Origin of the sequence: Pseudobutyrivibrio ruminis, from assembly GCF_015057245.1 — a bacterium.
Classification (GTDB): domain Bacteria; phylum Bacillota; class Clostridia; order Lachnospirales; family Lachnospiraceae; genus Pseudobutyrivibrio; species Pseudobutyrivibrio ruminis_E.
The window spans coordinates 79,815-99,224 of sequence record NZ_SVET01000001.1; the positions used below are offsets into that span (position 1 = coordinate 79,815).

Annotated in this window: 18 protein-coding genes; 2 read left to right on the forward strand and 16 right to left on the reverse strand. The window is 39.6% G+C overall.

Annotated features, from left to right (window positions below; all coding sequences use genetic code 11):
- Positions 1-21: 21 nt before the first annotated feature.
- The gene (locus tag E7274_RS00430) at positions 22-2,118 is read right to left on the reverse strand and encodes an elongation factor G (RefSeq protein WP_304172816.1); all 2,097 of its coding nucleotides are present in this window, start codon (positions 2,116-2,118) and stop codon (positions 22-24) included.
- Between the two features lie 172 nt (positions 2,119-2,290).
- On the opposite strand from E7274_RS00430, the gene E7274_RS00435 reads away from it, so the two are divergent.
- Both E7274_RS00435 and aroA read left to right on the forward strand, forming a co-directional pair.
- On the forward strand, positions 2,291-3,391 hold the full coding sequence (locus E7274_RS00435; RefSeq protein ID WP_044934603.1) for a prephenate dehydrogenase: 1,101 nt from the start codon (positions 2,291-2,293) through the stop codon (positions 3,389-3,391).
- Positions 3,391-4,665 (forward strand): 3-phosphoshikimate 1-carboxyvinyltransferase, encoded by a 1,275-nt coding sequence (gene aroA, locus E7274_RS00440; protein WP_304172818.1) that lies wholly within the window; start codon positions 3,391-3,393, stop codon positions 4,663-4,665. The genes E7274_RS00435 and aroA overlap by 1 nt, the downstream gene beginning before the upstream one ends.
- Positions 4,666-4,690: 25 nt before the next feature.
- On the opposite strand, the gene E7274_RS00445 is transcribed toward aroA, so the two are convergent.
- The 15 genes from E7274_RS00445 to E7274_RS00515 form a co-directional block, all read right to left on the reverse strand.
- Complete coding sequence (locus tag E7274_RS00445; RefSeq protein ID WP_044934611.1) at positions 4,691-5,470, reverse strand: ZIP family metal transporter; 780 nt, start codon at positions 5,468-5,470, stop codon at positions 4,691-4,693.
- Positions 5,471-5,561: 91 nt separating this feature from the next.
- Complete coding sequence (locus E7274_RS00450; RefSeq protein WP_304172819.1) at positions 5,562-7,220, reverse strand: methyl-accepting chemotaxis protein; 1,659 nt, start codon at positions 7,218-7,220, stop codon at positions 5,562-5,564.
- Between the two features lie 189 nt (positions 7,221-7,409).
- A complete protein-coding gene (locus tag E7274_RS00455; protein WP_304172821.1) occupies positions 7,410-7,919 on the reverse strand; it encodes an SEC-C metal-binding domain-containing protein in 510 nt (169 codons plus the stop codon).
- A 109-nt stretch (positions 7,920-8,028) separates the two neighbouring features.
- Complete coding sequence (locus tag E7274_RS00460) at positions 8,029-9,102, reverse strand: C40 family peptidase (protein WP_304172823.1); 1,074 nt, start codon at positions 9,100-9,102, stop codon at positions 8,029-8,031.
- A 90-nt stretch (positions 9,103-9,192) separates the two neighbouring features.
- A complete protein-coding gene (locus E7274_RS00465; protein WP_304172825.1) occupies positions 9,193-10,110 on the reverse strand; it encodes a bifunctional riboflavin kinase/FAD synthetase in 918 nt (305 codons plus the stop codon).
- Between the two features lie 3 nt (positions 10,111-10,113).
- Positions 10,114-11,028, reverse strand: coding sequence for a tRNA pseudouridine(55) synthase TruB (gene truB / locus E7274_RS00470; protein WP_304172827.1), 915 nt, complete (start codon positions 11,026-11,028; stop codon positions 10,114-10,116).
- Positions 11,029-12,006 (reverse strand): DHH family phosphoesterase, encoded by a 978-nt coding sequence (locus E7274_RS00475; protein WP_304172829.1) that lies wholly within the window; start codon positions 12,004-12,006, stop codon positions 11,029-11,031.
- Between the two features lie 25 nt (positions 12,007-12,031).
- Positions 12,032-12,418, reverse strand: coding sequence for a 30S ribosome-binding factor RbfA (gene rbfA, locus E7274_RS00480; RefSeq protein WP_033154189.1), 387 nt, complete (start codon positions 12,416-12,418; stop codon positions 12,032-12,034).
- Positions 12,418-15,045 carry a translation initiation factor IF-2 gene (gene infB / locus E7274_RS00485; protein ID WP_304172831.1) on the reverse strand — a complete coding sequence of 876 codons (2,628 nt, stop codon included), beginning with the start codon at positions 15,043-15,045 and terminating at the stop codon, positions 12,418-12,420. The genes rbfA and infB overlap by 1 nt, the downstream gene beginning before the upstream one ends.
- A 15-nt stretch (positions 15,046-15,060) precedes the next feature.
- On the reverse strand, positions 15,061-15,366 hold the full coding sequence (locus E7274_RS00490; RefSeq protein WP_102048062.1) for a L7Ae/L30e/S12e/Gadd45 family ribosomal protein: 306 nt from the start codon (positions 15,364-15,366) through the stop codon (positions 15,061-15,063).
- A complete protein-coding gene (rnpM, locus tag E7274_RS00495; protein WP_304172833.1) occupies positions 15,356-15,622 on the reverse strand; it encodes an RNase P modulator RnpM in 267 nt (88 codons plus the stop codon). Before rnpM ends, E7274_RS00490 begins: the two co-directional genes overlap by 11 nt.
- Positions 15,622-16,803, reverse strand: coding sequence for a transcription termination factor NusA (gene nusA / locus E7274_RS00500; RefSeq protein ID WP_074788971.1), 1,182 nt, complete (start codon positions 16,801-16,803; stop codon positions 15,622-15,624). Before nusA ends, rnpM begins: the two co-directional genes overlap by 1 nt.
- An 18-nt stretch (positions 16,804-16,821) precedes the next feature.
- A complete protein-coding gene (gene rimP / locus E7274_RS00505) occupies positions 16,822-17,292 on the reverse strand; it encodes a ribosome maturation factor RimP (protein WP_074788972.1) in 471 nt (156 codons plus the stop codon).
- Positions 17,293-17,447: 155 nt separating this feature from the next.
- Positions 17,448-18,626: a phosphoribosylaminoimidazolecarboxamide formyltransferase gene (locus E7274_RS00510; protein ID WP_044934637.1), complete on the reverse strand. Its 1,179-nt coding sequence runs from the start codon at positions 18,624-18,626 to the stop codon at positions 17,448-17,450.
- 24 nt (positions 18,627-18,650) lie between these two features.
- The gene (locus tag E7274_RS00515) at positions 18,651-19,364 is read right to left on the reverse strand and encodes an IMP cyclohydrolase (protein ID WP_304172835.1); all 714 of its coding nucleotides are present in this window, start codon (positions 19,362-19,364) and stop codon (positions 18,651-18,653) included.
- Positions 19,365-19,410 lie beyond the last annotated feature (46 nt).

The following is a 19,410-nucleotide window of genomic DNA, read 5'->3' on the forward strand; positions in this document are numbered from 1 at the left end:
AGTTTACTTTTTATCTGTTATTTATTCCTCATCAACATCCTTTATCTTGTTAGCACGACGCTCAACTTCTTTGGCCTGAACATCTGATGGAACCTGCTCGTAACGAGCTAATTCATAAGAGAATGTTCCATATCCACCAGTCATAGAACGAAGTGTTGTGTCGTATCCATAAAGCTCTGCCATAGGAACCTCAGCAAGTACTTCTGTCTTGCCAGCTGTCTCTGTAGGATTCATTCCAAGTACACGGCCACGGCGTTTGTTCAAGTCGCCCATAACGTCACCTGTGTAAGCATCCGGAACTATAACCTTAAGAGTTTCAATTGGCTCCAACAGGATAGGATTAGCCTTCATAATACCATCCTTGAAAGCACCTTTTGCGGCAACTTTGAATGCCATTTCAGAAGAATCAACTGGATGATAGCTTCCATCGTAAAGATTAGCATGAATTCCAACTACAGGGTATGCTGCAAGTGGACCAGCAAGTACTGCTTCCTGCAAGCCTTTTTCTACAGCTGGGAAATAGTTCTTAGGAACAGCACCACCTACAACTGATTCTGTAAAGTTGTAATGCTCTTCCATGTTTCCTGAAGGTTCGAAAGTCATCTTTACGTGTCCATACTGACCATGTCCACCAGTTTGCTTCTTATACTTGTATTCAACATCAGCCTTACCTCTGATTGTCTCTTTAAATGCAATCTTTGGCTGGCTCAGTTCAATATCAACTTTATACTTTTCATTGAGCTTTTGAACAAGCATATCGATATGTCTGTCGCCAATACCATAGATAAGTGACTGACTATTTTCGCCATCGTTAACTACTTTTAATGTTAAATCTTCGGCACAAAGCTTTGCAAGGGCCTGAGCAATCTTATCCTCGTCCCCCTTATTTTTTGCCTTATATCTCTTGTATGTATAAGGTGTAGATAAAGGTGTTCTGATGTAAAGGATTGGATTAGCCTTTGTAGAAAGAGAATCAGTTGTAGCAACCTTTGAAAGCTTAGATAAAGCACCGATATCACCAGCGTGAAGCTCAGGTACTTCCTCTGCCTTACTACCTGTTAAAATGTAAAGTTTGCCAATTTTCTCTTCTGTTTCCTTATGCTTGTTGTAAAGCAAATCATCAGTTTTAAGAACGCCGGAATTAACCTTAATCAATGAATACTTTCCAACAAATGGATCTACGATAGTCTTGAATACGTATGCACTCTTTGGCTTAGCAAAATCATAATTTGCTTCGTAAACCTCATTCGTATTTGCGTTAATTCCAGAAACCTTACGATCCTCTGGACTAGGAAGATATTTTACAACGTCTGTAAGCATTGTGTACTGTCCGCGATTTGTAAGATTTGAGCCCATCATAACAGGAACAATGTCGCCTGTGCCTACATTTGCACGAAGAGCCTGACGAATTTCATCCTCAGAAAATTCTTCGCCGCCAAAATATCTATCCATGAATTCCTCTGATGTCTCGGCAACAGATTCCATCAAAGCCTCACGATATTTCTCTAAGTATTCCTTGCTATAATCAGGTACATCGCAATGTTCTACAGTGCCATTTGCCTTCCAGCGCTTTCCGATTTGCTGTATAACATTTACATAGCCAACAAACTCTCCATTTTCACGAATTGGCAAATGGAAAGGAGCAATCTTTTTGCCATACAAGCCTTGAAGTTCTTCAACGATTTCTCTATAGCTGGCATCATCTATATCCATGTCAGTTACAAATACCATTCTAGGAAGATTAAACTTATCGCACATCTCCCAGGCCTTTTTTGTACCAACTTCAATTCCACTTTTTCCAGATATAACAATAATAGCTGCGTCAGCTGCACTAACAGCTTCCTCAACTTCTCCAACGAAATCAATGAATCCTGGTGTATCTAGGAAATTAATCTTGGTATCGCCCCATACGATAGGTGCTAAAGATGTGTAGATAGAAAACTTGTTTTTTTGTTCCAATTTGTCATAGTCACTAATGGTATTACCAGCCTCGATAGTGCCCGGCTTGCTGATTTGACCAGCTAGAAAAGCCATTGATTCGATGAGACTGGTTTTGCCCGCCCCGCTGTGACCAAGTAACACAACATTTCTAATCTTGTCCGTAGTAAAAACCTTCATGTGCCGTACCTCCCAATAGTTATTTGACGCCTTCACCCCGCCGCGCCATGTTGTTTATAAAACTTATAATTATTATATTTAATATTCAGACTATTTACAATGAGTAAATGTGATATTATAAAAGAAAATAATCGCTTTAAAGTGTGAAAGTGAATTAGAGGTGAGGGTAATTATGAAAAGTAAAACAATAGGATTTGTTGGGCTAGGTTTAATTGGAGGTAGTATCGCAAAAGCGATATTGAAAACATATCCAAACACTAGAATTCTTGCAACAGCTTCAAGAGAATCAACTATTGAAACAGCATTTGAAGAACGACTTATAGATAATAACGGATTGCTTAAGATTCACCAGTTTGGTCAGTGTGATATTATTTTTCTTTGCTCTCCTGTTAAAGTTAATTGTGACTATTTAAGAAAGCTTAAAGACGTAGTTAAGCCAGATTGTATCATCACAGATGTAGGCTCAGTAAAAGGGGATATTACTGCAGTTGCCAGAGAGCTTGAAATGACCAATCAATTTATTGGTGGACATCCAATGACAGGTTCTGAATTAACAGGTCTAGAGCACTCTTCTGCTTCACTTTTAGAAAACGCTTATTATATCCTTACAGCTGATTCAGAAATGAATGCAGATACATACTCTCAATTTGCAGATTATATAAAAAGCCTTGGAGCCATTCCAATCCAGCTTACTCCTGAGGAGCATGACGAGGCTACCGCTACTGTTTCCCATCTACCTCATGTAGTTGCAGCAGCTCTTGTAAATCTTGTAAACGATACTGACGATGACCGCAAAATATGCAAAACCATTGCAGCAGGCGGTTTTAAAGATATTACTAGAATCGCATCCGGTTCACCTACAATGTGGCAGCACATTTTTCTAAGTAATAAAGATGCAGTGCTTAAACTGATAGGTGATTTCAAGGATGAATTGAGCCAATTCGAAAATGCGATATCTTCATCTGATCCTGATGAGATAATAAATCTTTGGACAAAAGCAAAGGATTATCGTGATTCTATAACTATTCCAGACAGTGCCCACTCAAGATTCTTCGAACTGTACTGTGATATCGACGATAAACCTGGTACACTTGTAGGAGTGCTTCAATTGCTTGCCAATGCAGAAATAAGTGTTAAAAATATAGATATCATTCATAACCGTGAGTTTGAGCCTGGTGTTCTTCGAATCGAATTCTACACCCAGGATGCTTTAGATAAGGCCCGCACAGTTCTTACTCACAACAATTACTATACTAGACAGAGGACAAATTAATGGCTATTACAAAAGTAAAAAGCTTAAAAGGTGAAATAACAGTTCCAGGTGACAAGTCTATTAGCCACCGCGGTGTAATGTTCGGAGCTATTTCCGAAGGGATTACTGAACTTACAGGATTCTTGGATGGCGCTGACTGCCGTAGCACCATCAGTTGCTTTAAGGCTATGGGCATTGATATCACTCAAGAACATGATCATGTAGTTATTCATGGAAAGGGTCTAAAAGGACTATCCGCACCTTCAAAAATGCTTGATGTAGGAAACAGCGGAACTACCACCAGATTGATTTCAGGAATTCTTGCAGGACAGAGATTTATTAGTTCTTTAAATGGTGATGAATCTATACAGAAGCGACCAATGGGACGTATCATAACCCCGCTTACAAGTATGGGTGCTCATATCAAATCAATTAAAGATAATGGCTGTGCTCCTCTAGAAATAGGAGGCGCTCCTCTTCATGCAATCCACTATGACTCACCTGTTGCCAGCGCTCAGGTAAAATCCTGCGTACTTTTGGCTGGATTGTATGCAGACGGTGTTACTTCAGTAACTGAGCCAGTTATCTCTCGAAATCACACAGAATTGATGCTAAAGGGATTCGGAGCAGATATAAAATCAGAAGGATTAACAGCATCAATAGTTGGAGGACCAAGATTAATTGGTCAAAAGATTACAGTACCTGGAGACATCTCTTCTGCTGCTTATTTCATTGTTGCCGGTTTAATTTGCCCTAACGCAGATTTACTTATCAAAAACGTAAATACGAATCCAACCCGAGCAGGCATTATTCAGGTTGCAAAGAATATGGGCGGAAACATTGAATTATTAAATGAGCGCATAGTTTCAGGAGAACCAGTTGCTGATATTCATGTAAGTTCAAGCGATTTACATGGTTGCGAAGTATCCGGTGAAATCATACCTACTCTTATTGATGAACTTCCTGTTATTGCTGTTATGGCAGCATGTGCAAAGGGCACCACTGTTATAAAGGATGCAGCTGAGCTTAAAGTAAAAGAAAGTGACCGTATTGCTACAGTCACCGAAAATCTTAAAAATATGGGTTGTGACATCACACCAACAGAGGATGGAATGATAATTGTTGGAGGGAATCCTTTGCATGGAGCATTGATTAGCACATACAAAGATCATCGTATTGCAATGTCTTTCGCTATTGCTGGCCTTGTTGCCGATGGTGAGACCTCATTTGATGATGAAGGATGCTGTGTAATCTCATATCCAGAGTTCTTTGAAACATTAAAAGCACTATCGTAAATGCGATAGTGCTTATTTTTAATCATCAACCTAGAGCAACATCAAGAACCATCATCAGAACAAAACCGATAGAAAAAGCAATAGTTCCCAGGTTCGAATGTTTTCCTTCAGACATTTCAGGAATCAACTCTTCTACAACTACATACATCATTGCACCAGCAGCAAATGAAAGGAAATATGGCATCAACGGAACAACTAATCCTGCCGCTATAATTGTAATAAATGCAGCAATAGGTTCCACTATACCTGACAAAACGCCCCATAAAAATGTTTTATGCTTAGGCATACCTTCAGATAAAAGAGGCATCGATACAATTGCTCCTTCAGGAAAGTTCTGTATCGCTATACCTATAGCAAGCGCCAAAGCTCCAGTTGCTGTAATTCCAACTTGGCCTGATTTAACACCTGCAAAAACAACACCAACAGCCATGCCTTCTGGAATATTATGAAGAGTTACTGCCAATATTAATTTTGTGGTCCTTTGCAATCTACTACGAGGACCTTCGTCCTGCTTATCCATATGCATATGAGGTGTAACGCAATCTAGGAAAAGCAAAAATCCTGTACCAATAAGAAAACCTATTGCGGCAGGTAAAAAAGATAGCTTGCCTAGATACTCACTACTCTCAAGTGCTGGAGAAAGTAAACTCCAAAATGAAGCAGCAACCATTACTCCAGCAGCAAAGCCTGTAAGAATCTTTTGTAATCTATCAGAAATCTCATCTTTTAGTATAAATACCATTCCAGCACCAAGGCTTGTTCCAACGAATGGTATTAAAATTCCAAGTATTATATTTATATTCATATTAGCACCAAAAGCCCCTCCCTATTCAAACTATAAATAGCTTAACATAAGGGAGGGGAATCTTATCAAAAAATAATGTTGTTGAGAAATTTTATTGGAAGAATGCCATTTCTTCCTCAAGAGTATTTGCAACCTTATTTAAGCTGGCCGCTTTAGTGGTAAGAGCCTCCATTGTATCTGCTAATTCTGTCATAGAAGCTCTCGTTTCTTCTGAGCTTGCTGCATTCTCTTCTGAAATCGAAGAAAGTGAAGAAATAGTATCTGAAATCAGATTGCTTGCTTCTTCTGTTTTGTGCACGTTAGATACGATATCTTTAGTCAATTTAATAGATTTATTGATATCTTCAATCAAGTTGTCAACCTGCTCAATTGTTCTATGAATAGTATGGCGCTGTGTGGTCATAGTCTCCTGAACCTGTCCAGCCTCTTCCATTGTCTTATTAGAATCAGATGAAAGTCCCTTCATAGCCTCTTGGATATTTTGAGCTGCCTCAGCAGATTGATCAGCTAATTGTCTTATTTCATCAGCAACAACTGCAAAGCCTTTACCAGCCTCACCAGCTCGAGCAGCCTCGATACTTGCATTTAATGAAAGCAAGTTTGTCTGGGCTGCGATTGCATCAATAATAGATACTGCTTCGCTAATTGTTGTAACAGCTGTATTTGTGTTACCGATGAGTTCTACAATGCCATCAATTGCAGTAATACTTTCCCTGGTAGTCATTCTAAGCTCTGTAAGCTTATCTTGGCTGGCCTTTGAATTCTCCTGCATTGAATCAGCAAGGCTTTGCATCTCCACTGCATTGGCTGTAATCATTTCTACTGCATCATTAATACTATTTACAGATTCCACTGCGTCCTGCAGCGATTGAGCCTGGTTTTCAGCACCTGTTGCAACCTGACCAACAGCTATACTAACGCTTTCTGTAGTATCTGTAATAGTCTTTACTGTATTAGATAAATAGCTAGCAGATTCATCCACTTCATCAGAAGATATTCTTGCGTTTCCGATAACAGATCTAATTCTAGCTGCCATGTCAAACAATGCCGATGACATTTCACCTAATTCATCATTTCTGTTTTTAACCTTATCGCTAAGAATAATCTCCAAATCACCAGTTGCCATCTGACGAACAGCCTTAACATTTTCATCAATAGCTTCTATGATTTTTATAGTATATATAATTGCAAGAACAGTAAATAATATAACAATAGCTAAAGCTAAAGTTACTGTCCATGCAACTCTCTTACTAATATAATGAGTAATTTCTATTTTCTTTAAACCAACAAAAGCCATACCATATACATTGCCAGAATCATCAACTAATGGCTGATATGCAACATAGTATGGTTCGTTATCAATCATTACATTCTGAGCTTGATAACTTTGCTTGCCATTTAAAACTGTAGCAATAACAGCATCTCCCGCTTTTGTACCAACTACACCTTCAATACTTGAACGTACTCTAGTGTCTCCAAGGAAAAACGTGTAATCATAACCTGTTTCAGCAGACATCTCTTTTTCTAATGTAGATGACTCATCTACTTCAACACCATCATAAGTGTAGTCAAGGACCTGAGCATATGAAGTACAAGTAGCCATTACACCCGTTTCGACCTCGTATTCCATACCACGTCTTAAGTTGGCACACCCAACAATAGTAGCAGCCGTACCAACACAAGCTAGTGATACTACAACCAAGCCAATTAACATAATCCTCAAAGACGCCCTTTTGCTTTTCTTATCCATATTCGACCTCCGTGTTTTCTCCCTTCTGGTCGATTGAACAGTATTACTTTCCTCAGCGAGTAAACCGACTATTTGGATTATATCTGAAATGTGAGTATATTCTGTGTATATTCTGTTAATTCTGACAAATGTGCGACATTTTGAAAATAAAAAAGCACATCCAATTACGGATGTGCTAAATGTCATGAATTATTTCTTGTTCATGCAGCAGTGCTTATATTTCTTTCCTGAACCACATGGACATGGATCATTACGTCCAACCTTTTTCTCTGAACGGATGATTGTGTGCATGTTCTTAGCTTCCTTTGTAAGGGCCTTTCTCTTGTCCTCATCAAAGATCTGCTCCCACTGTGGAAGGCCATAAAGCCAATCAGCCTTTGCATCAATCATGTTCTTGAAAAGCTTTTCCTTATCGAACTTAAGAGAAACTATTGTATCCTCTTCCATTGTCTCGATAGGGTTTGGTGTAACGAGGGATTCATTGATGCCATCTAAGAAACCAACCATAGGCATAACATCAATTTTATATTTCTCAGCAAGCTCCTTAACAGTACCCTTTACTTCTGTATCAGGATCGTCAAGTAACTGCTCGTAAATGCCTTTCTCTAAAAGAAAATAATTCTGCCAAAATCTCTGTAAATCAGCCTGAGACTGATTCTGATTGTAGGCAACCTTCTGCCAATTTTCTAGTAAACTCATATTATATTCCTCTCCAATTTGTAATCTAATCCGTGGCTAGCCACGCCTAAAATTATACCATACACAATAATAAAAGGCTAGATACTATGCTGTATCTAGCCTATGAATACTAATCATAAATTACACGAACACATTTGATCGGTGTTCGGTATGTATAGTTGGAAATCTTGATTCCATCACGCTTGTTAGAAGCATGAACAATCTGTCCACCACCAATATAAATGGCAACATGATTGATGTAGCTTCCCTTGCCGTAGAATATTAAATCTCCTGGCTTTAATTCTGATGTAGAAATGGTTGTTCCTTCATTAGCCTGAGCTCTAGATGAGTGGGATAGATAAACACCATACTGAGCCATGATTTGCATTGTGAATCCAGAACAATCGCAGCCATTTGTAAGGGATGTACCTCCCCAAACATATGGGTTTCCAACAAACTGAAGGGCGTAATCACAGATAGCTGTACGAACGTCAGAAACGCCCTCACCATATCTAGCTTCTGTAAGCGTCATAGCAGTCTTAAGGGAAAGGTCAACATCTACGTATTCAGCAGAAACGTAACCTTCATCACCATCAACGTCTACTTTAATCCAGTCATCATCCTGAGTATTATCAAGGATGGCTACTTCTTCACCATCAGCAAGTTGATAGATAATCTCACAATCGGTGTTAGGCTCCACACGAACACGAAGACCACCAGTATTTGATGTAGCAACGTATTCTGCAAGCTCTGCAGCCTTTTCCCAGGCCTCATCGCCAGTCAATAGATACTCAGATAAAACATATCCTTCTACCTCGCCTGACTTGATATAGCTCCAATCGCCCTCAGTGCTAACAATTTCGCAGGCAGCATTTGCTGGAAACTTGCCGACGAGCTTTCCTTCTGTATCTGCTGACTCACGAATGTTTAAGTTACCTTCTGAAACATTACAAATACCGATGTTAGTGTATCCGTAAATATCACCGAGTGATTTTGCTGTAGCAACAGCATCTGAATCTGTAACTGAAAGTGACTCTAAAGAAGCTAAATCTACAGCACCTGCAGTCATAACACCAGCAATAGCTGTGCTAGAAGCATCTGTGTCAGAAGCAACATCTATATTATTTTTAGAATCAATACAATAATCAAAAATTAGTGCCGCGGCACAAACTAATGAGAAAGCTGAAATAATACGCTTTTTCATAGTACCTCCAAAGTAAAACTTTTAACGCAACACGCAAATTATAGCAATCAAATAGATAAATGTCAATATTTCGTAACATTTTTGCAATAATTATCTATTGAAGAATGCCTTTGCTGTAGCTTTGTCCTTATTCATTTGATTTTTAAGCTCTTCTACTGAGCCAAATTTCTGCTCTGGTCTGATGAATGTATGGAAAGCAACTCTCACATATTTACCATATAAATCTCCATTATAATCAAGAATATGTGTTTCGATTCCTACTATTTTTTCATTTTGAACAGAAGGTTTTGTTCCAACATTGGTAACACCGTGATATATTCTTCCATCGAAATCAATGGAGGTTGCATAAACACCGAATTTAGGCACCAGCTTAATCTTTTCAGGCATAATATTGATTGTAGGAATGCCGATTTTAGTGCCTAAATGAGCACCATGAACAACCTCTCCCCAGACGAAATAGTCATACCCAAGCATATCATTAACTATATCAATATGTCCTTCCTTAAGCTCCTCTCGGATATATGTACTACTAATATCTCGATTATTTTTTTGAATTTTGTCATAAACTTTCAGTTCAAAATCAAAATCCTTAGAAAGCTTTTTAAGAAGCTCAACATTACCAGCACCTTTGTAACCAAAAGTGAAATCTGCGCCAACAACCATATATTTCATATTGAGATTGTCGACTAATAGCTTTATAAAGCTTTCTGGAGCAGTTTCCATAAGCTTTGAATCAAATGGGCATTCAACCAAATAATCCAGGCCATTATTTTCTAGCATAAATACTCTCTCTTTATTAGTAATAAGAGAAGGTGTTTTGTCGTCTGAAACAATAGCTCTTGGAGTATTTGTAAATGTCACAAGACATGAGCTTAGCCCATCCTTCGATTTGCTGATAATATCAGAAGTTAAAAGATGATGCCCCTTATGAATACCATCAAACTTACCTACGGTAATTGCCGTAGGAGTTGAAATTTTAGCGTCAAATAATGAATGTAAATATTCCATAGTTTATTCTGTTCCTTCAAGAAAGAACTTCTCCAGTGTAAAAATAGAATCCTTGTAGTTATATACTCCCAAAAACCTATTATCAGGCAAGTAAATCCTATATTTATTATCCTCTTCAAATGCGCTTACAGCTTCCGCAAATACGTGAGTATCCGGAATTGGTGCGCCATTTATTGCATGCTTAATAGCATCCTCAGTCGGAACAACAAATACTGTACCCATTCCCTCAAAGGCATGATCTATAGGCATCATAATGCCGTCTATATTGCCAGCCTTTACAATTCGCTCGATTTCATCCAAAGTGTGGGCATCACTAATGTCAAACATGCTCACCTTTGTACGAACAAGAGACTTCATGACGCAGCCACAGCCTAATAGTTCACCTACATCATGACATATGGATCTGATATAGGTGCCCTTACCACAATGAACTCGTATTGTAACTAATGGCAATTCCATAGAAATAACATCTATGCTGAAAACCTTTACTGGACGAGGCTTTCTTTCTACTTCCTTGCCAGCTCTAGCAAGCTCATAAAGCTTTTTGCCATTAACCTTTAATGCAGAATACATAGGAGGAACCTGCATGATATCACCAATAAAGGAATCCAAAGCATTTTTAACCTGTTCCTCTGTCACATCTACAGATTTACGATTTAGAATACGACCGCTCATATCGTAGGTATCAGTCTCAATACCAAGCTGCATTACGCACTCGTAGACCTTATCTTTATCTGTAAGCATATCGCAAAGCTTAGTAGCTTTGCCAACACAAACCGGAAGCACACCAGTCGCATCTGGATCAAGTGTACCTGTATGCCCGATTTTTTTTATTTTTAATATACCACGAAGCCTGGCAACCACATCAAATGAAGTATACCCGGCTTCTTTATAGACATTGATTATGCCACTATTCATTTAATATAATCCTAACTCTTTAAGCTGTTTTTCAACCATGGAAACGATATTATCGATAACATCCCATGGTTTGTCGGTATCTACTGAAAAACCAGCAGCTTTCTTGTGGCCACCGCCTCCATAAATACCTGTTATAACTGTTAAATCTACATCTCCAGTTGCTCTAGTGCTGCCCTTGAAATCTCCATCAGCAAGCTCATATAAAAATACAGCAACCTCAACGCCTGTTGTATCACGAAGCTGTTGAACAATGCCCTCTAAATGCTTGCTTTCAGCACCAAATTCTGCCATGTCCTCAGCTGTAATAACAGCTGCAATTACCTTACCATCAAGATATGTTTTGCATCCCAGTAAAGCTTTGCCAAGCATACGATTCTGAACCATAGTCTTAGCAAAATAAGTATCTGTGCAAATCTTAGGATAATCTATGCCCTTAGTCATAAGGAAACCTGCAGCGGCCATAGTAGCCTCTGTAGTACAAGAATATTGAAAAACACCTGTATCATGGATAATTCCTAAATAAAGGCATTCTGCAATGTCCTTTGTAATTTTCTCCTTGCCAATTTGGTTGTAGACTAATTCGCATGTAGAACTGTCATCTGGAATAATGTAGCTAAATTCCGAAAATCCATTATTGCTGAAATGATGATCGATACATACTGTATGCTTCGCCTTCTCAAAGAAATTAAAAGCATCTCCAAGTCTTGAGCCCTCTGAACAATCAAGAGCTATATATAAATCGAAAACAGTGTCCTCTGAAACAGTATGTATATCCTGAATCTTATCAGCGTTCTTTAAAAATTTGAAAGTGTTTGGGATGGGATCAAGATAAACATGAGCTTCCACATTTGGGTAGTAAGTAACAATATAGTTGTACATAGCAAGGCATGAACCTACGCAATCTCCGTCAGGTCTGATATGCCCGCTTATACCTACTGTCTTCGCATTTGTCAAAAGCTCATGTAAATTATCTATCATATTCCCGTCTCCAATTTAATGTATTTTAGTTTTCTTCGCCGTTCTGCTCTCTTTCATGAAGAGGAGCATTGACTTCATCAATAAGCTTGCTCATCTTTGCAGCATATGCAATAGACTGATCACTAACAAATGTAATCTCAGGTGTGTTTCTAAGATTTACTCTGTGAGCAAGCTCCCTGCGGATGAATCCAGCAGAGCTCTTAAGACCCTCGAGAGTCTTTCTAGCTGCTTCATCATCCCCAAGAACTGAAATATAAGCTTTGCATGTCTTAAGGTCAGGAGCAACCTCAACAGATACAACAGATGTAACTGGTGAAATGCGAGGATCCTTTACCTCAAGACGAATAATATTGCTAAGCTCACGCATAACTTCTTCATTTATACGTGTATTTTTAACTGAATTTTTTCTCATTATCTAGGTACCTCTACCATGATGTAAGCCTCGATAATATCCATCTCCTGAACATCGTTGAAGTCTTCAATTACGAGACCACACTCAAAGTTTGACTTAACTTCCTTAACGTCATCCTTAAATCTCTTAAGAGAACCAAGCTTACCTTCGTGAATAAGCTCACCCTCACGAGTTACGCGGACCATACAGTCTCTCTGGAAGTAACCATCTGTAACATATGAACCAGCAATGTTACCAACGCCAGAAGCCTTGAAGATCTGACGAACTTCAGCATGACCGATAACTTTCTCCTCGTAAATAGGATCAAGCATACCCTTCATAGCAGACTCTACATCGTTGATAGCATCGTAAATAACCTTGTAAAGACGAAGATCTACGCCTTCTCTATCAGCTGTAGCCTTTGCCTGAGGATCGATACGTACGTTAAATCCAATGATGATTGCATTTGAAGCAGATGCAAGAACTACATCGGATTCGTTGATTGTACCAACACCACCGTGGATTGTCTTAACAACAACCTCTTCGTTTGAAAGCTTCTCAAGAGACTGCTTAACAGCCTCAACAGAACCCTGAACGTCAGCCTTAACAATGATATCAAGTTCCTTAAGATTTCCTGACTCAATCTCACTAAAGAGAGCATCAAGAGACATCTTTGACTTAGTCTGCTCAACAAGCTTGTTCTTGTGCTCTGCAACGAATGTATCTGCAAATGCATGAGCTTCCTTTTCAGAATCAAATGCCATTAATACCTCACCTGCATTTGGAACCTCAGAAAGACCAAGAATCTCTACAGGAACAGATGGACCTGCGCTCTTTACGCGAGCACCAGTGTCATCAAGCATTGCACGAACCTTACCATGACAGCTACCACAGGCAACAGGATCACCAACGTGAAGTGTACCCTTCTGAACAAGTACAGTTGCAACTGCACCACGTCCCTTATCAAGCTGAGCCTCGATAACAAGACCACGAGCCTTACGATTTGGGTTTGCCTTAAGCTCAAGTACTTCTGCTGTAAGAAGAATCATTTCAAGAAGGTTGTCGATACCTTCCTTTGTGTGAGCTGAAACTGGACAGAATACTGTGCTTCCACCCCAATCCTCTGGGATAAGCTGATACTCTGAAAGTTCCTGCTTAACTCTATCAATATTTGCATTAGGCTTATCAATCTTGTTGATTGCAACAATGATTTCGATTCCAGCAGCCTTTGCATGGTTAATAGCCTCTACTGTCTGTGGCATAACACCATCATCAGCAGCAACTACAAGGATAGCGATATCTGTTGAGTTAGCACCACGCATACGCATAGCAGTAAATGCCTCGTGTCCTGGTGTATCAAGGAATGTGATATCCTGTCCATTAATAGATACTGTATAAGCACCGATGTGCTGTGTGATACCACCAGCCTCACGGTCTGTAACCTTTGTATCACGAATTGCATCAAGAAGTGATGTTTTACCGTGATCAACGTGACCCATTACACAAACAACAGGTGGACGTGATGGGAAGTTTGATGTATCTTCTTCCTCTTCCTTAAGAAGCTCTGCGATAACATCTACCTTTTCCTCTTCTTCACAGATACAGTTGAATTCAAGAGCGATTTCCTCTGCCTTTTCGAAGTCAACTTCCTGGTTAACTGTAACCATTGTACCCTTCATGAAAAGAGTCTTAACAACTGCAGATGCCTGAACCTTCATCTTGTCAGCAAGATCCTTGATAGTAATTCTTTCAGGAATTGTGATTGTAAGAACTTCGTCCATGTTACGCTCTGGAGCCTTAGGAGCATTGTTCTTTTTCTTCTTTCCACCATTCTTTTCAAGATTGATGAAACGCTCCTGCTTCTTGCCGCCTAAGTTGTTGTCTCTATCGTTGTTCTTCTTTTTCTTATCATCGCGACGACCGCCCTTTGAGTTTGAAGAAGGTGCCATATCAGGAGCAGATGCCTGCTGCGATGGACGATTGTTTCTTCCTGCTGATGGTCTGTCGTTGTTGCGATCATTGTTACGATCGTTGTTTCTATCGTTTCTGTTTCCAGGTCTATTGTTGTCGCGTCTATCATTGCGATTGTCGTTACGATTATCGTTTCTGTCTCTTCTATCGTTACGCTCTGGACGCTCTGAACGCTCTGGGCGCTCATTTCTATCCTGCTTCTTTGCTGGACGTGTGTTTTCCTGTCCTTCAGCTGGCTTCTTCTTTGCTACAAACTCTGTATCAGTAGACTGTGCAGATGCACGCTGAGATGGACGAACTCCATCAGCGAATGAACGTGGTCTGATTGGTCCTCTAGGCTGCTGAGCCTGCTTCTCGCGATTGTTATCACGATTATCATTTCTCTCGCCTCTAGAAGAATTGTCAGAGCTACGACGTCTTCTGTCATCGCTACCGCGAGTAACAACGAAAACGTTCTTTTTCTTCTTTACAGGATTTCCGTCTTTGTCTACAGGACGTGGCTTCTTAGCCTTTGGAGCTTCGGACTTTGAGAAATTCTTGCGAATTTTATCAGCCATATCGTCCTCCACACCACTCATTGCTTTTGCTTCTATTCCATTAGAGCCAAGGAAAGCAATAATATCTTTGCTTTCTTTTCCAAGCTCTTTGGCTAATTCATGTACTTTAATTTTTGCCATCTAATATCCTCCTCATCAAGCTTTATCTATCTTATCAAGGATGCTTAAGGATAGATTTTCATCGCACACTACGATTGATGCCCGATATTCTTTTCCAATTGCATGACCTAAAGATTCTTTAGTTCCGTATTCTATGTATTTAACATCATAGAACTCACACGAATTTGAAAATGATTTCTTAGTGTTATCTGAAGCATCACCAGCAACAATACAAAGAAAACCACTACCTTCTTTAATGGCTTGCTCGCAAGCGAATTCACCACTAACAAGAGCGCCAGCTTTCATTGCTATGCTAATCATATTAAGTGCTTTATCTGTCATTTTCTAACTCCGTATATAAAATATTAAATACCTCTTCATTGACTGCCTGTCTAAGGGATCTGTTTAAAGATTTTTTCTTTAAAGCATTATCTAGGCAGGCTTTGTTTTTGCAGATATATGCTCCGCGGCCCTGTGCCTTATAGCTTTTATCAAGCTGGACGCCTTCAGGGGTTTTAACCAATCGAAATAACTGATTCTTTGGAAGCATCTGTCCGCATGAAACACATTTTCTAAGAGGTAGTTCTTTGACTTCCATTACTCTTCCTCAGACTCTGCAGCGTCAGACTCTACTTCAGCGTCCTCAGCGTACTCGTCCTCGTCATAGTACTCATCCTCATCATAATACTCGTCATCATCATCGTAATCTTCTTCGTAATCAAGGAAATCACCAGCTTCCTTAGCCTGTGTTTCGCTCTTGATATCAATCTTGAAGCCTGTAAGACGAGCAGCAAGACGTGCGTTCTGTCCTTCCTTACCAATAGCAAGTGAAAGCTGATAATCAGGAACAACTACGCGAGCGCTCTTTTCATCAGCGTCAGCAACAACTGCAACAACCTTTGCTGGTGAAAGTGCATTTTCAATAAGGTATGCTGGGTTCTCATCCCACTCTACGATATCGATTTTCTCGCCACGAAGCTCATTAACGATTGCGTTTACACGTGCACCGTTCTGACCTACGCATGCTCCAACTGGATCTACATCCTCGTCGTTTGACCAAACAGCAATCTTTGTACGGCTACCAGCCTCACGAGAGATTGACTTGATTTCTACGATACCATCGCGAACCTCTGAAACTTCCTCTTCGAAAAGCTTCTTAACAAGCTCAGGATGTGTACGAGATACAAGAATACGTGGTCCCTTGTTTGATGTCTTAACTTCTACGATATAAACCTTAATACGATCCTGTGGCTTGTAGAACTCGCCCTTAACCTGCTCAGACTCTGCAAGGAATCCCTCAAGCTTACCAAGGTTAACATGGATATTGCTTCCTGAGAAACGAGTAACAACACCTGTAACAACCTTGTGTTGAAGCTCATAGTACTCCTCGTAAAGAACCTTACGCTCTTCCTCACGGATTTTCTGTGTGATTGTGTTCTTAGCTGCTGTAGCTGCGATACGGCCAAAATCCTTTGACTTAACCTCGATGTGAAGAACATCACCAATCTGGTGCTTACCATTGATGTTCTGAGCATCAGCAAGTGAAATCTCCTCAACAGGATCCATAACCTCATCAACTACTGTCTTTGCAAGAAATACATGATAAGCACCAGTCTCTCTGTCGATTTCAACTGTAGCATTATCTGCCTTTCCATAATTGTTCTTACATGCAATAAGAAGTGAATTCTCGATTGTCTCGATTAACACGTCCATGCTGATATTTTTCTCTTTTGCGAGATCTGTAAGAGCATCCCAAAAATCATTTGTATTAGCTGCCATTATTTCCTCCTATTTCTACTAGAAATCTATTGATAATTTGATTTGTGCAACGTCTGATCTATTAAACACCTCTGTGCCATCTTCAAATTCGATTGTAAAAGTATCCTTATCGAAGGCCTTAAGTGTTCCAGTAAATTCCTTAGCACCATTAACCGGCTTGTATGTCTTAATATCAACATCAAGTCCAATGGCTTTTTCAAAATGCTTATCTTTCTTTAAAACTCTGCCAAGACCTGGTGAACTAACTTCGAAGATATATCCTTCGTCTCCACCAATCTGTGGCTCTGCGTCAAGTAAATCGTTCATGCGGCGACTTACATCTACGCAATCATCAATTGTGATACCACCTTCCTTGTCGATGTAGGCTCTAAGATAATAATCTGCGCCCTCTTTAACGTATTCAACGTCATAGAGCTCAAAGCCCATCTCATCAAGAATAGGAGTTATCAATTCTTCCGTACGTTTTTCGTAATCGGTGTGTTTTGACATAAATGTCCTCCTTATTCAGTTGTGCATGTTAAAAGTGAACAAACATAGTAAAAGAGAGAGCAAAAACGCTCTCTCTTTCAGTCGCTCTCTTCAATAACAATAATCATTATATCAGAATTATTTGATTTTTCAAGCTTTTTAGGGAAAAACCCATATTAATGATGGAATAGACGAAGTCCAGTAAACGACATAACCATTCCGTACTTGTTACATGTCTCGATAACATTGTCATCACGAACAGAGCCGCCTGGCTGAGCTACATACTTAACACCTGACTTATGGGCACGCTCAATATTATCGCCAAATGGGAAGAATGCATCACTACCAAGTGCTACATCAGACATCTTATCAAGCCATGCACGCTTTTCAGCTCTTGTAAACTCGCTTGGTCTTGTCTTGAAAGTCTTCTCCCATACATCATCTCCGATTACATCCTCGAATTCATCTCCAATGTAAAGGTCGATTGCATTATCTCTATCAGCTCTCTTGATTCCATCAACAAAATCAAGGTTAAGAACCTTTGGAGACTGACGAAGCCACCAGTTATCAGCCTTCTGTCCTGCAAGACGAGTACAGTGAATACGTGACTGCTGGCCAGCACCAATGCCGATTGCCTGACCATCCTTTACGTAGCAAACAGAATTAGACTGTGTGTACTTAAGAGTAATCATTGCAATGGCAAGATCAATCTTAGCCTGCTCTGTAAGTTCTTTATTGTCTGTAACAATATTTGCAAAGAAGTTGTCGTCGATAACAAGCTCATTTCTTCCCTGCTCAAATGTAATACCAAATACTTCCTTACGCTCAAGCTGCTTTGGAACGTAGTTTGGATCAATTTTGATTACTGCATAGTTGCCGTTTTTCTTAGCTTTAAGAATTTCAAGTGCTTCTGGCTCGAAGCCAGGTGCAATGACACCATCAGAAACCTCTCGCTTAATAAGCTTTGCTGTAGCAACATCGCAAACATCAGAAAGTGAAATAAAATCTCCAAATGAAGACATTCTGTCTGCACCTCTTGCTCTAGCATAAGCATTCGCAAGTGGAGTAAATTCCATATCTAAATCGTCACACCAGTAAATTTTGCGCTCTACATCTGAAAGAGGAAGACCCACAGCAGCGCCTGCTGGTGAAACATGCTTGAATGATGTAGCAGCTGCAAGACCAGTAGCCTTTTTAAGCTCAGAAACTAACTGCCAACCATTAAAAGCATCTAAAAAATTAATATAACCAGGCTTACCAGAAAGAACCTCAATTGGAAGATCCCCATCTTCCATATAGATTCGTGAAGGCTTCTGATTAGGGTTACAACCATACTTTAATTCCAATTCTTTCATTACAAAATCCTCCAAAATACAAAATTATTTATTCTTGTTTATGATACGAGTTTCTACGGCACCACTAGCGATATCGATGTAGCGTACAAAAAGTGAAACCTTGTTATCTTCATTAAGGTTCTCCCAAATAAGTGCTGTAAACTCATCGATGTTTCCCTTTATTTCAATTGGAGTTGGCTCTCCCTCATATGAAGGAAGTGGATTGCCATCATTCATATATGTGTGAATAAATCGGCCTGAACCAGCCTTAGGATTAGAATAATCAAAAGTATATCTGTTACATGAATCGCTATCGCTCATGTTTGATTTAAGAATTGACATTAAATAATTGAATTCACCATTTTCGATGTGAATAAGACCTGAAATACGAGGTGTGAAATTAGGGCCATCTGGCTCGAACTCACGAAGGCGAAGTGCTTGTTCAAATGTCTTGCCTTTCTTCATTTCGTCGTAAATAGTGTCTGTCTGGTCTCCGTTTGTAACAATGGTATCATTTCCAAGTACTCGAACTGGTGCATAGATAATAAGCGAAGGGTCTGTAAGCTTTGAAGGATCGAAAGCCTGTGTGCGGATGCCCTCACCGTCCTCTACGAATACTCTGTTTCTGGAATTCTCAGAACGCCCCATAATAAAATAAGCAGAGACAGCCTTGGTTCCGTCTTCTGAACGACCAATGACAATGCCTCTGCCTGGATACGTGGTTTCTGATAATTCTCTTGCTAAAGATTTTACTACCATGGGTTCCTCCTTTAATACATTTTCCGCAAAAATTATAACCGAACCC

Bases quoted from the DNA above. Each gene is read 5' to 3' on its own strand.
- E7274_RS00430 (WP_304172816.1), bottom strand. From the start codon at position 2,118: ATGAAGGTTTTTACTACGGACAAGATTAGAAATGTTGTGTTACTTGGT.
- E7274_RS00435 (WP_044934603.1), top strand. From the start codon at position 2,291: ATGAAAAGTAAAACAATAGGATTTGTTGGGCTAGGTTTAATTGGAGGT.
- aroA (WP_304172818.1), top strand. From the start codon at position 3,391: ATGGCTATTACAAAAGTAAAAAGCTTAAAAGGTGAAATAACAGTTCCA.
- E7274_RS00445 (WP_044934611.1), bottom strand. From the start codon at position 5,470: ATGAATATAAATATAATACTTGGAATTTTAATACCATTCGTTGGAACA.
- E7274_RS00450 (WP_304172819.1), bottom strand. From the start codon at position 7,220: ATGGATAAGAAAAGCAAAAGGGCGTCTTTGAGGATTATGTTAATTGGC.
- E7274_RS00455 (WP_304172821.1), bottom strand. From the start codon at position 7,919: ATGAGTTTACTAGAAAATTGGCAGAAGGTTGCCTACAATCAGAATCAG.
- E7274_RS00460 (WP_304172823.1), bottom strand. From the start codon at position 9,102: ATGAAAAAGCGTATTATTTCAGCTTTCTCATTAGTTTGTGCCGCGGCA.
- E7274_RS00465 (WP_304172825.1), bottom strand. From the start codon at position 10,110: ATGGAATATTTACATTCATTATTTGACGCTAAAATTTCAACTCCTACG.
- truB (WP_304172827.1), bottom strand. From the start codon at position 11,028: ATGAATAGTGGCATAATCAATGTCTATAAAGAAGCCGGGTATACTTCA.
- E7274_RS00475 (WP_304172829.1), bottom strand. From the start codon at position 12,006: ATGATAGATAATTTACATGAGCTTTTGACAAATGCGAAGACAGTAGGT.
- rbfA (WP_033154189.1), bottom strand. From the start codon at position 12,418: ATGAGAAAAAATTCAGTTAAAAATACACGTATAAATGAAGAAGTTATG.
- infB (WP_304172831.1), bottom strand. From the start codon at position 15,045: ATGGCAAAAATTAAAGTACATGAATTAGCCAAAGAGCTTGGAAAAGAA.
- E7274_RS00490 (WP_102048062.1), bottom strand. From the start codon at position 15,366: ATGACAGATAAAGCACTTAATATGATTAGCATAGCAATGAAAGCTGGC.
- rnpM (WP_304172833.1), bottom strand. From the start codon at position 15,622: ATGGAAGTCAAAGAACTACCTCTTAGAAAATGTGTTTCATGCGGACAG.
- nusA (WP_074788971.1), bottom strand. From the start codon at position 16,803: ATGGCAGCTAATACAAATGATTTTTGGGATGCTCTTACAGATCTCGCA.
- rimP (WP_074788972.1), bottom strand. From the start codon at position 17,292: ATGTCAAAACACACCGATTACGAAAAACGTACGGAAGAATTGATAACT.
- E7274_RS00510 (WP_044934637.1), bottom strand. From the start codon at position 18,626: ATGAAAGAATTGGAATTAAAGTATGGTTGTAACCCTAATCAGAAGCCT.
- E7274_RS00515 (WP_304172835.1), bottom strand. From the start codon at position 19,364: ATGGTAGTAAAATCTTTAGCAAGAGAATTATCAGAAACCACGTATCCA.